12 protein-coding genes and 1 tRNA gene are annotated in these 13,648 nt (G+C 70.5%); 3 read left to right on the top strand and 10 right to left on the bottom strand.

All coding sequences use genetic code 11. The features are described from left to right. Positions 1-2: 2 nt before the first annotated feature. The gene (locus EV684_RS04575) at positions 3-1,256 is read left to right on the top strand and encodes an FAD-dependent oxidoreductase (protein WP_132645027.1); all 1,254 of its coding nucleotides are present in this window, start codon (positions 3-5) and stop codon (positions 1,254-1,256) included. Between the two features lie 23 nt (positions 1,257-1,279). Continuing rightward, positions 1,280-2,746 carry an NAD(P)H-hydrate dehydratase gene (locus EV684_RS04580; RefSeq protein WP_132645028.1) on the top strand — a complete coding sequence of 489 codons (1,467 nt, stop codon included), beginning with the start codon at positions 1,280-1,282 and terminating at the stop codon, positions 2,744-2,746. A 7-nt stretch (positions 2,747-2,753) separates the two neighbouring features. On the opposite strand, the gene rnr is transcribed toward EV684_RS04580, so the two are convergent. Then, positions 2,754-4,970 (bottom strand): ribonuclease R, encoded by a 2,217-nt coding sequence (gene rnr, locus EV684_RS04585; protein ID WP_132645029.1) that lies wholly within the window; start codon positions 4,968-4,970, stop codon positions 2,754-2,756. A 78-nt stretch (positions 4,971-5,048) separates the two neighbouring features. Here rnr and EV684_RS04590 point away from each other — a divergent pair. Then, positions 5,049-5,133: transfer RNA gene (locus EV684_RS04590), tRNA-Leu, on the top strand. A 104-nt stretch (positions 5,134-5,237) separates the two neighbouring features. Here EV684_RS04590 and EV684_RS04595 read toward each other — a convergent pair. The 9 genes from EV684_RS04595 to der form a co-directional block, all read right to left on the bottom strand. Continuing rightward, positions 5,238-5,759 carry a phosphoribosyltransferase gene (locus EV684_RS04595; protein ID WP_132645030.1) on the bottom strand — a complete coding sequence of 174 codons (522 nt, stop codon included), beginning with the start codon at positions 5,757-5,759 and terminating at the stop codon, positions 5,238-5,240. A gap of 30 nt (positions 5,760-5,789) precedes the next feature. Then, positions 5,790-7,130 carry an adenylosuccinate synthase gene (locus EV684_RS04600; protein WP_132645031.1) on the bottom strand — a complete coding sequence of 447 codons (1,341 nt, stop codon included), beginning with the start codon at positions 7,128-7,130 and terminating at the stop codon, positions 5,790-5,792. A gap of 20 nt (positions 7,131-7,150) precedes the next feature. Further along, entirely contained in the window at positions 7,151-8,311 is a 1,161-nt protein-coding gene (locus tag EV684_RS04605) for an ATP phosphoribosyltransferase regulatory subunit (protein ID WP_132645211.1), read from the bottom strand. Positions 8,312-8,402: 91 nt separating this feature from the next. Further along, positions 8,403-8,588 (bottom strand): DUF2065 domain-containing protein, encoded by a 186-nt coding sequence (locus tag EV684_RS04610; RefSeq protein WP_132645032.1) that lies wholly within the window; start codon positions 8,586-8,588, stop codon positions 8,403-8,405. Between the two features lie 19 nt (positions 8,589-8,607). Next, positions 8,608-9,501: a protease modulator HflC gene (hflC, locus tag EV684_RS04615; RefSeq protein ID WP_132645033.1), complete on the bottom strand. Its 894-nt coding sequence runs from the start codon at positions 9,499-9,501 to the stop codon at positions 8,608-8,610. An 18-nt stretch (positions 9,502-9,519) separates the two neighbouring features. Then, complete coding sequence (hflK, locus tag EV684_RS04620) at positions 9,520-10,773, bottom strand: FtsH protease activity modulator HflK (RefSeq protein ID WP_132645034.1); 1,254 nt, start codon at positions 10,771-10,773, stop codon at positions 9,520-9,522. After that, positions 10,770-11,939, bottom strand: a complete 1,170-nt coding sequence (hflX, locus tag EV684_RS04625; protein WP_132645035.1) for a GTPase HflX — start codon at positions 11,937-11,939, stop codon at positions 10,770-10,772. The genes hflK and hflX overlap by 4 nt, the downstream gene beginning before the upstream one ends. A 41-nt stretch (positions 11,940-11,980) precedes the next feature. Beyond that, entirely contained in the window at positions 11,981-12,223 is a 243-nt protein-coding gene (hfq, locus tag EV684_RS04630; RefSeq protein ID WP_014428952.1) for an RNA chaperone Hfq, read from the bottom strand. Between the two features lie 77 nt (positions 12,224-12,300). After that, positions 12,301-13,644, bottom strand: coding sequence for a ribosome biogenesis GTPase Der (gene der, locus EV684_RS04635; RefSeq protein ID WP_132645036.1), 1,344 nt, complete (start codon positions 13,642-13,644; stop codon positions 12,301-12,303). Positions 13,645-13,648: the final 4 nt, after the last annotated feature.

The following is a 13,648-nucleotide window of genomic DNA, read 5'->3' on the forward strand; positions in this document are numbered from 1 at the left end:
GCATGCGTGTCGCCGTCATCGGCGCCGGCATCGTCGGCGTCACCACCGCGTTCGAACTCGCTGCCGACGGGCACGAGGTCGTGGTCTACGAACGCCGCGGCAGCGTTGCCGCCGAAACCAGCTTCGCCAACGCCGGCGTGCTGGCCCCGGGCTACGTGATGCCCTCGGCCGCGCCGGGCATGCCGTTGAAGCTGATGCTGCAGCTCTTGCGCCGCGAAGGCGCGCTGACGCTGGACGGCCTGGGCGTCTGGGGCCAGATGCCCTGGCTGTGGCGCTGGTGGCGCGCCTGCCGCCCCGGCGTGCACGCGACCAACCGCGCCGCGATGCTGCGCCTGGCGCGCCTGAGCCAGGAGCGCCTGGCGACGCTGACGCGCACGCTGCGCCTGGACTACGAGCACAGCCGCGGCTACACGGTGCTGCTGCGCAGCGAGCGCGAACTCAAGCGCTCGCGCCAGGGACTGAAGCTGCTCGCCGAGCTCGGCGTGCCCTTCGAGCTGCTCGACGCCGGGCGTGCACGCCAGGTCGAGCCCGGCCTGAACCCCGAGACGGCACTGCGCGCCGCGGTGCACCTGCCGCAGGATGGTGTGGGCAACTGCCGCCAGTTCGCGCAGCAGCTGAAGACCGAGACCGTGCAACGGGGAGCCGACTTCCGCTTCGGCGTCGAGGTCGAGCGCATCGGCGCCGGCGGCACGCCCAGCGTCGTCGCCAGCGGCAGCGAGGAACGCTTCGACGCCGTCGTCCTGTGCAGCGGCGCGGCTTCGGCACCGCTGCTGCAGTCGCTGCGGCTGAAGCTGCCGCTGGCGCCGGTCTGGGGCTACGCGGTTACGGCGCCGCTGCGTCAGCTCGAGGGTTACCCGGACCTCGGCCCGCGCTCGGCGGTCTTCGACGAGCGTTACCGCGTCACCGTGTCGCGGCTGGGGCAGCGGGTGCGCGTGGCCGGCAGCAGCGAGATCGGCGGCCGCGCCGACCGCTACGACGAACGTGCGCTGGGCATGCTGTACCGCGTCCTCGAGGACTGGTTTCCGGGCGCTTTCGTGCCCACCCAGGCCCAGCGCTGGAAGGGCGCACGCCCCAGCCTGCCCGACGGCCCGCCGGTGCTGGGCGCCAGCGGCCTGCCCGGCGTCTGGCTCAACCTCGGCCACGGCGCCAGTGGCTGGGCGCTGGCCTGCGGCTCGGCGCGTGTGCTCGCCGAGCAGGTGGCCGGGCGCGCCGCGCCGCTGGACATGACGGCGCTCGGCCTGGAGCGCCTGCGCTGAAGCGGCGGGCCGACAATGGCGGCATGAGCCCCGTCTTCGTCGCCCCCGAAACCGGCTGGCCGCTGCACCACGCAGCCGCCTCCCGTGCCGCCGAGGCGGCCGCGCTGGCCGGCACGCCGCCGCACACGCTGATGCGGCGCGCCGGGCTTGGCGTCGCGCGGCTGGCGCTGGCGCTGGCGCCGCATGCACGTTCGGTCGCTGTGCTCGCCGGGCCAGGCAACAACGGTGGCGACGGACTCGTCGCCGCGTGCCATCTGCACGCCGCAGGCAAGGCCGTGCGCGTGGTGCTTGCCGGCGATGTCGCCCGGCTGCCGGCCGACGCCGCCGACGCGCTGACGGCGGCGCGAGCCGCCGGCGTACCGATCGCCGAGGCGCTGGACGAAGACCCTGCCGACCTGGTCGTCGACGCCCTGCTCGGCCTGGGCACGCGCCGCGCGCCCGAAGGCCGCATCGCCGCGGCCATCGCCTGGGCCGCGGCACGCCGCACGCCGGTGCTGGCGGTCGACCTGCCCTCGGGCCTGCACCCGGACACCGGCCAGCCGCTGGGTGAGGCCTGCATTCGCGCCGATGCCACGCTGGCGCTGCTGAAGCTCAAGCCGGGGCTGTTCACCGGCCAAGGACGCGACCACGCCGGCCAGATCTGGTTCGACGACCTCGGCGTCGCGGCCGGAGGCGAGACCGCGCGTCTGGCCGGCGCGCCGGCCGGCAAGGTGCGCTGCCACGCCCAACACAAAGGCAGCTTCGGCGACGTCGCCGTCGTCGGCGGCGCGCCCGGCATGGCCGGCGCGGCGTGGCTGGCGGCCCGCGCGGCACTGGCCGCCGGCGCCGGCCGCGTCTACTGCTGCCCGCTGGACGCGGGGGCGCTGCTGCTGGACCCGGCACGCCCGGAACTGATGGGCCGCACCGCCTGGTGGCGCTCGCCAGCGGCGACGCTGGCCGCGGCCACGGTCGTCGCCGGCTGCGGCGGCGGGCAGGCCGTGCGCGAAGCGTTGCCGGCGCTGCTGGCGCACGCCGGCCGGCTGGTGCTGGACGCCGACGCGCTCAACGTGCTGGCCGCGGATCCGTCGCTGCAGCGGCTGCTGGCCCGACGTTCGCGGCCGACGGTGCTGACACCGCACCCGCTGGAAGCGGCGCGGCTGCTCGCCACCACGCCCGCCGAGGTCCAGGCCGACCGTCTGGGCGCGGCGCAGCGCCTGGCCGATCGCCTGGGCTGCGTCGTCGTGCTGAAGGGCTCGGGCAGCGTCGTCGCGGCCCCAGGCGCCCCGCCCTCGCTGAACCCGACCGGCAACGCGCTGCTGGCCACCGCCGGCACCGGCGACGTGCTCGCCGGCTGGCTGGGCGGGCTGTGGTCGGCGGGTGGCGAGGCCTTCGCCACCGCGGCGGCGGCCGTGTGGCAGCACGGGCACGCTGCCGACCGCGCGCTGGCAGCCGGCGCCGGCGGGCCGCTGCGCGCCGCCGACCTGGTCGACGCGCTGCACGCGGCCGCCTGAACAGGCCTCAGCGTCGCGCTCTCGCCTTGCCGGCCGTCTTGCGCGCGCCGCTCTTGCGCGGCGCCGTCGAGGCCTTGCGCGCCTTGGAGGCTGCCTTGGCCACCCGGTCCGCGGCGCGCAGCGCGGCGAGTTCCTCGGTTGCCGAACCCGGCTTGTCGGCGCGCTCGGGTGCGTTGCGACCACGGGAGAGCAGGCGCTCGGCCTCGCCGTCGCGCACCATGCGGAAGTCGATGCGGCGGCCGTCCAGGTCGACGCGGCTGACCTGCACCTGCACGCGCGTGCCGATGACGTAGCGCACGCCGGTGCGTTCGCCGCGCAGTTCCTGGCGGACCTCGTCGTGGCGGAAATACTCGCCGCCGAGCTCGGTGATGTGCACCAGGCCTTCGACGTAGAGCGCGTCCAGCGTGACGAACAGGCCGAACGGCGTCACCGCGCTGACGGTGCCGGCGTACTCCTCGCCGAGGTGCTCGCGCATGTAGCGGCACTTCAGCCAGGCCTCGACGTCACGCGAAGCCTCGTCGGCGCGGCGCTCGTTGGCGCTGCAGTGCGCGCCGGCGGCTTCCCAGGCCTCCATCTCCTGGGACATCGGCTTCGCCGGCTTGGCTGGCTTGCCGCCCCGGGCGCCGCGGCGCACCTCGGGCACACGGGTCTTCGGGCTGGGCACGAGGTGGTAGCGGCGCGCGCCGAGCAGCGCCTTGATGACGCGGTGCACCAGCAGGTCCGGGTAGCGCCGGATCGGGCTGGTGAAGTGCGTGTAGGCGCCGTAGGCCAGGCCGAAGTGGCCGGCGTTGCTGGCGGTGTAGATCGCCTGCTGCATCGAGCGCAGCAGCATGGTCTGGATCTGCTGCGCGTCGGGGCGGCCCTGCACGGCCTGCGAGATCGCCTGCATCTCCGCGGGCGTCGGCTCCTCGCTCAGGTGCAGCCCCAGGCCGAGCGCCTTCAGGTAGGACTGCAGCGCGGCGCGCTTCTCGGGCGTCGGCCCCTCGTGCACGCGGTACAGCGACGGGTGCTCGCCATGGGCGATGAAGTCGGCGGCGCAGACGTTGGCCGCGAGCATCGCCTCCTCGATCAGCCGGTGGGCGTCGTTGCGCACGCGCGGCACGATCTTCTCGATGCGGCCGTTGTCGTCGCAGACGATCTGCGTCTCGACGGTGTCAAAGTCGACTGCGCCGCGCTGCGCACGCTGCTTGAGCAGCGCCCGGAAGACCTCGTGCAGGTGCACGAGCTGCGGCACCAGGTCGGCGCGGCGCTGGGCCTCGGGGCCACGCGTGTTCTGCAGCACCGCGGCGACCTCGGTGTAGGTCAGCCGCGCGTGCGAGCAGATCACCGCCGGGTAGAACTGGTAGGCCTCGAGCGCACCTTCGGTGGACACCAGCATGTCGCAGACCATCGCCAGCCGGTCCTGCTCGGGGTTCAGCGAGCACAGGCCATTGGACAGCTTCTCCGGCAGCATCGGGATCACGCGGCGCGGGAAGTAGACCGAGGTCGCACGTTCGTAGGCGTCCTCGTCCAGCGGCTCGCCGGGCTTGACGTAGTGGCTGACGTCGGCGATCGCGACGAGCAGGCGCCAGCCCTCGAACAGCGTCTTGCCTCGGCCGCGGCGGAAGGGCTCGCAATAGACCGCGTCGTCGAAGTCGCGTGCGTCCTCGCCGTCGATCGTCACCAGCGGCACGTCGGTGAGGTCGACGCGGTTCTTGCGGTCGGAGGCGCGCAGCTTCTCGGGCAGCGCCGCGGCCTGGGCCAGCGTCTCGGGCGAGAAGCGGTGCGGCACCTCGTACTTGCGCACCGCGATCTCGATCTCCATGCCCGGGTCGTCGATCTCGCCGAGCACCTCGGCGACGCGGCCGACCGGCTTGGAGTGCAGCGACGGCGGTTCGGTCAGCTCGACCGAGACCACCTGGCCGACCGCGGCACTGGCGGTGGCGTTCTTCGGGATCAGGATGTCCTGGCCGTAGCGGCGGTCCTCGGGCGCGACGACCCAATGCCCGCCTTCGTGCAGCAGGCGGCCGATGATCGGCGTCTTGCGGCGCTCGAGAATGTCGAGCACACGCCCCTCGGGCCGGCCCTTGCGGTCGAAGCGCACGATGCGCACGCGGACACGGTCGCGGTGCAGCACCGCGCGCATCTCCTGCGACGAGAGATAGATCCAGGTGTCGCCTTCGTCGGGCACGACGAAAACGTGTCCGTCACGATGGCCTTCGACACGGCCGTCGACTTCGCCCATCAGGCCGGCAGCAGAAAAATTTGCGGGGGGGCTTGCAGAGTCCATATTCCGATGCTATAGTTCTTTTCTTCCTGAGACGCCCAGATGGCGGAATTGGTAGACGCACTAGTTTCAGGTACTAGCGCTTAACGGCGTGGAGGTTCGAGTCCTCTTCTGGGCACCAAACAACGACGGGGTTTCGGAAATTATCTTCCGAAACCCCGTTGGCTTTTCCGGAGCACGGAAAATAAAAAAGGCCAGCTGCATGCTGGCCTTTTTGCTGGGCGGTCAAACCGCGAACTTGCGGGCGAGACCGTCGGGACGCAGGTTGTCGTACTCCTCGAACGGCTGGTGGATCCACGGGCTCGTCGGCAGGACCTCGCAGTAGTAGTCGGGCACGTAGCTCGACACACCCTTCACCCACAGCACGGCGGCACGCAGCTCGGAGATCGACGGCATGCCACGCAGGCGGTCGACCACCGCGCGCAGCGTCACGCCGGTGTCGGCCAGGTCATCGACCAGCAGCACGCGCCCGGCAAGTTCACCCTTGGGCATGGTGATGTATTTGGCCATGTCCAGACGCCCCTGGATGGTGCCGGCGTCGGAGCGGTAGGAACTCGTCGACATGATCGCGAGCGGCTTGTCGAATACCCGCGACATGACGTCGCCGGGACGCATGCCGCCGCGCGCCAGGCACAGGATCTGGTCGAACTCCCAACCCGAAGCATGCACCTTGAGCGCCAGGCGCTCGATCAGCAGGTGGTATTCGTCCCAGGATACGTAGAGGTGCTTGCCGTCGTCGGTGAGCATGGATTCTCCTTCTCGCTCTTTCGTCTTGATTCAGGCGCGGAACGGGTGCCGCAGCAGGATGGTATGGACCCGGTCGGGGCCGGTGGAAACCATGTCGATGGGCGCCCCGATCAGCGCCTGGACGCGCTCGAGATAACGCCGCGCGGGTGCCGGCAACTGTTCCCAGTTGGTCAGACCGGCGGTCGTGTCGCTCCAGCCCGGCATGGTTTCGTAGATCGGCTTGCACTGCTCGATCTCGTCGGCGTCCAGCGGCAGCACGTCGACCACGCGGCCGTCGAGTTCATACCCGGTGCAGATCTTGATTTCCTGCAGGCCGTCGAGCACGTCGAGCTTGGTGATGCACAGGCCCGAGACGCCGTTGATGATGATCGAGCGCTTCAGCGCGGCGGCATCCAGCCAGCCGCAGCGGCGCGCACGGCCGGTGACGGTGCCCCGCTCCTGGCCGACGGTCGACAGGTGGTGGCCGATCGTGCCCGGGGTCTCGATGTCGAGCTCGGTCGGGAACGGACCGCTGCCGACGCGCGTCGTATAGGCCTTGGTGATGCCGAGCACGTAGTGCAGCATGCCCGGGCCGAGGCCCGAACCGGCGGCGGCGTTGCCGGCGACGCAGTTGCTCGAGGTGACGTACGGATAGGTGCCGTGGTCGATGTCCAGCAGCGTGCCCTGCGCGCCTTCGAACAGCAGGTTGTCGCCCACGCCATGGGCCTGGAACAGGCGGTAGCCGACGTCGGCCATCATCGGGCGCAGCTGTTCGGCCGCGCGCAGCGCGTCGTCGAGCATCGGCTGCAGTTCCAGCGGCTGGGCACCGAGCACGCCGGTGAGTTCAGCGTTGTGCAGCTCGAGCAGCGTGCGCAGCTTGGCCTCCAGGCGCGTCGGGTGCTTCAGATCCTGCACACGCAGTGCACGGCGTGCGACCTTGTCTTCGTAGGCCGGGCCGATGCCCTTGCCGGTGGTGCCGATCTTGCCGCTGCCGCAGCTCTCGCGCTGGGCCTCGCGGGCGCGGTCGATCTCGACGTGGAACGGCAGGATCAGCGGGCAGGACTCGCTGATGAACAACCGCGAACGCACCTCCAGACCCAGCGCCTCCAGGCGCTCGATCTCGCTGAGCAGGTGCTTCGGATCGACGACGACGCCGTTGCCGATGTAGCACTTGACGCCTTCGCGCATGATGCCCGACGGGATCAGCTGCAGCGCCGTCTTGCGCCCGGCGATGACCAGGGTGTGGCCGGCGTTGTGGCCGCCCTGGAAACGCACGACGCCCTGGGCGTGGTCGGTCATCCAGTCGACGACCTTGCCCTTGCCTTCGTCGCCCCACTGGGTGCCGACGACCACGACGTTGCGTCCCGCGGGCGGGAGGATGCCTGTTTGCATGGGATGGGTTCCTTAGGGATTCAGCAGGCGCGCAGCTGCCACTGGCCGTCCAGCAGCACGAGCTCGCGGTCGCATTCGAAAGCCTGGGTCTCGACTTCGTGACCCGGCAGCGCGGCGATGACGGTCTCGCCGGCCTCGCGCAGCCGGCGCACGGCGGCCCGCAGCGCGGCGTCCTCGCCCCAGGGGGCACGGATCGCACGGCCGGCGCCGACGGCGGGCGCCAGATCGGCCAGCGCCTTCAGGTCCAGGCTGAAGCCGACGGCCGGCCGGTTGCGGCCGAAGACCGCGCCGACCTCGTCGTAGCGGCCGCCGCGCGCCAGCGCGTCGGCGCTGCCGGCGCCGTAGACGGCAAAACGCAGGCCGCTGTAGTAGGCGTAGCCGCTCATGTCCGACAGGTCGAAACCGATCGACAGCCCCGGGAACGCGGCGCGCAGGTGGCGCGCGGTCCATTCGAGCTGCTCGACGGCGGCGGTGATGAGGCTGCGCTGCGGCAGTTCGGTGCGCGCCGCGGCCAGCACCTCGTCGCCGCCGTACAGCCGCAGCAGCGCACGCAGGCCGCGGCGGGTCTCGTCGGGCAGGCAGGAGGCCAGCGACTCGAGCGCCGACGCATCCTTCTCGGACAGCGCAGCGACGACGTCCTGCAAGCGCGCCGCGTCCACCGGCGCACCGGCAAGCACGCCGCGCAGGATGCGCGCGTCGGCCAGATCGATCGTCAGCTCGGACAGGCGCGCCGCGTGCAGGCAGTCCAGCGCCAGCTCGGCGACCTCGAGGTCGGCCTCGAGCCCGGCGTGGCCGAAGATCTCCGCGCCGAACTGCAGCGGCTCGCGTGTCGAGTTCAGTCCCGAAGGCCGCGTGTGCAGCACCGGGCCGCAGTAGCACAGCCGGGTGACGCCTTCGCGGTTGAGCAGGTGCGCGTCGATGCGCGCGGCTTGCGGCGTCGTGTCGGCGCGCAGGCCGAGCGTGCGGCCGCTCAGCTGATCGACGAGCTTGAAGGTCTTGAGGTCGAGTTCACGGCCCGTACCCGACAGCAGCGACTCGAGATGTTCGAGCAGCGGCGGCATCACGAGCTCGAAGCCGTAGCCGCGGGCGCGGTCCAGAAGGCGCCGCCTCAGCTCCTCGATGCGTCGGGCGTCGGCGGGCAGGACGTCGGCGATATGCTCGGGCAAGAGCCAAGCTGACAACATTCGAAAAGGCCTGCAGCGCTTAAAAAGGGGATTGTACGCGGCGATGCACGCCCGGCCGCCGATCGGCCGAGCGCACCGCGGGGGCAGCTCAGTGCCAGAGCGCCAGCAGCACCAGGCCGACGCTGATGCAGCCCAGGCCGAGGAAACGGATCTGGCCGTCCTCGAGCCGGGTCATCTGCTCGAACATGCGGCGCCAGGTCGCCGGGCTGGCGAAGGGCAGCAGCCCTTCGAAGATCAGCACCAGCGCCAGGGCGCCGAGCAGCAGGTCTGCCACCGCGCGCGAGCCGCCGCGGTCAGCGACCCTTGGCGGCCGGCGCCGCGGCGCCGCCACCGCGCATCGCGCGGAAGAACTCCGAGTTCGGATCCAGCACCATCACGTCGTTCTTGGATCGGAACGACGCGCGGTAGGCCTCCAGGCTGCGGTAGAACTGGGCGAACTGGGGATCGCGCCCGAACGCGTCGGCATAAAGCGCCGACGCCTTCGCATCGCCCTCGCCCTTGGTCTTCTGTGCATCGCGGTACGCCTCGGCGAGGATGATCTCGCGCTGGCGGTCGGCGTCGGCGCGGATCTTCTCGCCCTCGGCCGCGCCCTGCGAGCGCAGCTCGTTGGCGACCTGCTTGCGTTCGGACTCCATGCGGCGATAGACCGAGTCGGTGATGTCGGCGACGAAGTCCACGCGCTTGATGCGCACGTCGACGATCTCGATGCCGAAGCCCTTGGCCTCGTCGGCGAGGCGGCTCCTGACGTCGTTCATCACCAGGTCGCGCTCGGTGGCGAGCACGCCGCGCACGGTGCGCTTGGTGATCTCCTCGTTGAACGCGGCCTGCACCACCGGCGCCAGGCGCGACTCGAGGTTGCGGATGTCGGTGCCGTTGTTGCGGATGAACTGGCGCGGCTCGGTGATGCGCCACTTGACCAGCCAGTCGATGACCAGGCTCTTCTTCTCGGCGGTGAAGATCGGCCGAGTCTCCGGGCTGTCCAGCGTCTGGATGCGCTTGTCCAGGAACACGACGTTCTGGAACGGCGGCGGCATCTTGAACTTCAGCCCGGGCTCGGTGACGACTTCCTTGATCTCGCCGAGCGCGTAGACCACCGCCACCTGGCGCTGGTCGACGACGAACAGGGTCGAGGCGGCGATCATCAGCGCGACCAGCGCGCCGGCAACGATAACTCCAATGCGGTTCATGTCTCGCGTGCTCCTGGGTCAGCGGCCTTCGCGGTCGCGAGCGCGCGCGTTGTCGCGGGAACGGATATCCCCGCCACCGGACAGCGTGTCCGGCGACGAGGACGGCGTCGGCACGGCCACCGGCGCCTGCGGCGCCGGCGCCGCACTCTGCTGGATCAGCTTGTCCAGCGGCAGATACAGCAGGTTGGAGCCGCTGCGCGAGTCGACCATCACCTTGGAGACGTTCGAGTAGATCTGCTGCATCGCATCGATGTACATGCGGTCCCGCGTGACCGCGGGTGCCTTCTGGTACTCCGTGAGCACCGAGCGGAAACGCTGCGCGTCACCCTCGGCCTGCGCGATGACGCGGGCACGGTAGCCCTCGGCCTCCTCGATCAGGCGCGAGGCATTGCCGCGGGCCTTCGGGATCACGTCGCTGGCGTAGGCCTGGCCTTCGTTCTTGAAGCGGTCGCGGTCGGCGCCGGCCTTGACGGCGTCGTTGAACGCCGCCTGCACGGCGTCGGGCACCTGCACGTTCTGGACGTTGACGTTGGCGATGACGATGCCCGCGCCCAGGCGCTCGAGCTGCGCCTGCACCGACTTGACGAGGTCCGCGGCCAGCGCATCGCGCTGCTCGTAGAGCACCGAGTCGACGCTGCTGCGGCCGACGATCTCGCGCACCGCCGACTCGGAGGCCTGGACCACGGCCTCGTCGGGGTTGCGGTTCTCGAACAGGTACTGGCGCGCGTCGCTCAGCCGGTACTGCACGGTGAAGCGGATGTCGATGATGTTCTCGTCCTGCGTCAGCATCGACGAATCGCGCAGCCCGGTGGCCTGGACCACGGTGTTGCGGCCGACGTCGACCGAACGCAGCTGCGTCACCGACACCGTCTCGTGCGCCTGGATCGGGTACGGGAAGCGCCACTGGAAGCCGGCATCGGCCGTGTGGTTGTACTTGCCGAAGGTCGTGACGACCGCCTGCTGGCCTTCCTGGACGATGAAGAAGCCGCTGCCCAGCCAGACCAGCACGACGACCGCGCCGATGAGGCCGACGCCGATGCCCGCGCTCTTCATGTCGGGCTGGAACGACGGGCCGCCCGAGCCGCCGCCACCGCCGTCGTTGCGGTTGCCGCCGCCACCGCCGCCCTTGCCGCCGAACAGGCCGCTGAGCTTGCGGTTGAAGTCGCGCCAGAGCTCGTCGAGGTCGGGCGGGCCGTCGTTGCGGTTGTTGAAGACCCAGCCTGCCAGCGCGGCGCGCAGTCGCGAGACCTTGAAGGGGGGTGTGTGCTTCATTCAGTGGTGATCAGTTGCGCCTCGTGCGCGGAGCGCGCGGCATCGGCGATGACCTGGCGCAGGACATCCAGCCCCAGGCCTTCGCGTGCGCTGACGAACACGCGCGCGCGACGGACGCCAGGATGGACCTCGACCTCGTCACGGGGAGAACGCGGCAGTCGCGACTCCTCGAGCAGGTCGCACTTGTTGAAGACCAGGATCTGCGGCACGCCGCTGGCGCCGATCTCCTCGAGCACGCGCTCGACCTCGGCCTGCTGCTCGAGCAGCGCCGGGCTTGCGGCGTCGACGACGTGCAGCAGAAGGTCGGCATCGGCCGCCTCGCGCAGCGTGGCCTCGAAAGCCTCGACCAGCTTGTGCGGCAGGTCGCGGATGAAACCGACGGTGTCCGACAGCGACACCGAAGTGCCCGCCTCGCCCAGCCAGAGCGAACGCGTCGTCGTGTCCAGCGTCGCGAAGAGCTGGTCGGCGGCGTAGGTCTTGGCCTTGACCAGCGCATTGAACAGCGTCGACTTGCCGGCATTGGTATAGCCCACCAGCGAGACGCGGAAGGTGCCCCGCCGCTCGCGCGCCCGGCGCTGCGTGCCACGCTGCAGCTTGACCTTCTCCAGCCGCGCCTTCACCGACTTGATGCGCTCGCCGATCATGCGCCGGTCGAGTTCGATCTGCGCCTCGCCCGGGCCACCGCGCGTGCCGATGCCGCCGCGCTGGCGCTCCAGGTGCGACCAGCGCCGCACCAGTCGCGTCGCCATGTACTGCAGCCGCGCCAACTCGACCTGCAGCTTGCCCTCGTGGCTCTGGGCCCGGGCGGCGAAGATGTCGAGGATCAGCGAGGTGCGGTCGGCGACCGGAACGCCGAGGTGGCGTTCCAGGTTGCGCTGCTGCGCCGGCGACAGCGCCTGGTCGAAGATGACGCCATGGGCCTGGGTCGCGCCCACCATCGCGCGGATCTCGTCGGCTTTGCCCGAGCCGACGAACAGCGCCGCGTCCGGCGCCTTGCGACGCGCGGTCACGCGCGCGACGGCCAGGTCGCCGGCCGACTCGGCCAGCAACGCCAGTTCGTCGAGCGTCGGATCGAAATGGCTGTCGCCCCCGAGTTCGACGCCGACGAGCACGGCGCGCGTCGGGCCGCCCTCTTGCGACAGCGTCTGCGATGAAGCGGAACTCAAGGCTCGGGTGGTGGCGGTCTCGTTGACGGGATCGAGCGCGGTCAGGCCTGCTCGGAAGCCTCGTTCGGATGGAAGTTCACCGCCCGGCTCGGCACGACGGTGGAGATCGCGTGCTTGTAGACCATCTGGGTGACGGTGTTGCGCAGCAGAACGACGTACTGGTCGAAGGATTCGATGTGGCCCTGGAGCTTGATGCCGTTGACCAGGTAGATCGAGACCGGCACGTGCTCCTTGCGCAGCAGGTTCAGGAAGGGGTCCTGCAAAAGTTGGCCTTTGTTGCTCACGATATGCTCCGTGTTGAATGTCGAGAGTGCCCCACGTTATCACACGGGGGCGAACCCGACTTGAAAAGCGGATTGGCTCAGGGGCTGCGTTCGTCGAAGGGATTCTTCGACGAACGGAACTCGATCCGCATCGGCGTGCCGACGAGCTTGAAGTGCTCGCGGAAACGGCCTTCGAGATAACGCTTGTAGGCGTCGGTGATGTGGTCCAGCGAGTTGCCGTGGATCACGACCAGCGGCGGGTTCATGCCGCCCTGGTGGGCGTAGCGCATCTTGGGCCGGAAGGCACCGTCGCGCCGCGGCGCCTGGTGCTGGACGGCGTCGATCAGCAGCCGCGTGAGCACCGGCGTCGGCATCTTCACCGTCGCCGAGGCGTGGGCATGCAGGATGGCCTTCCACAGCGCCGTCAGGCCGGTGCGCTTCTTCGCCGAGATCTGCAGCAGCGGCGCGAACTTCAGGAACGCGAGCCGGCTCTCGATCGAGCGCTGCAGCTGCTGGCGCTGGTAATCGTCGGTGGCGTCCCACTTGTTGAGCGCCAGCACGACGGCACGGCCGGACTCCAGCACGTAACCGGCGATATGTGCGTCCTGCTCGCTGACGCCGACGGTCGCGTCGACCATCAGCACGACGACGTTGGCGTCGGCGATGGCCTGCAGGGTCTTCACGACCGAGAACTTCTCGATCGCCTCGAAGACCTTGCCCTTGCGGCGCAGGCCGGCGGTGTCGATGAGCTCGAAGCGGCGGCCTTCACGCTCCAGCGAGACCTTGATCGCGTCGCGCGTCGTGCCGGGCTGGTCGAAGGCGACGAGGCGCTCCTCGCCGAGCCAGGCGTTGATCAGCGTGGACTTGCCGACGTTGGGCCGGCCGGCGACGGCCAGGCGGATCGGCGCGTCGGCATCGGGCTCGGCGCCCTCCTCGTCCTCGTCGCCGAAGCCGAAGTCCTCGAGCGCCGTCTCGAGCAGGCTGCGCACGCCCTGGCCGTGTGAGGCCGACAGCGGGTGCGGCTCGCCGATGCCGAGCTCGTGGAACTCGGCCAGCAGCGGCGACTCGGCCATGCCCTCGGCCTTGTTGACCGCGAGGATGACCTTCTTCTGCTGCGTGCGCAGGAAACGCGCGATGTCGTGGTCCTGCGCCGAGAGCCCGGCGCGCAGGTCGGTGACGAAGACGACGACGTCGGCCTCGGCGACCGCCTGCTTGGTCTGCTTGGCCATCTCGGCGACGACGCCGGTGGGTTTCTCGGGCTCGAAACCGCCGGTGTCGACGACGATGAACTCGCGCCCGCCCAGGCGGGCGTCGCCGTAGTGGCGGTCACGCGTCAGGCCGGCGAAGTCGGCGACGATGGCGTCGCGGCTCTTCGTGATCCGGTTGAACAGCGTCGACTTGCCGACGTTCGGGCGCCCGACGAGCGCGATGACGGGTTTCACTCGC

The organism is Rubrivivax gelatinosus, from assembly GCF_004340905.1.
Lineage (GTDB): Bacteria > Pseudomonadota > Gammaproteobacteria > Burkholderiales > Burkholderiaceae_C > Rubrivivax > Rubrivivax gelatinosus.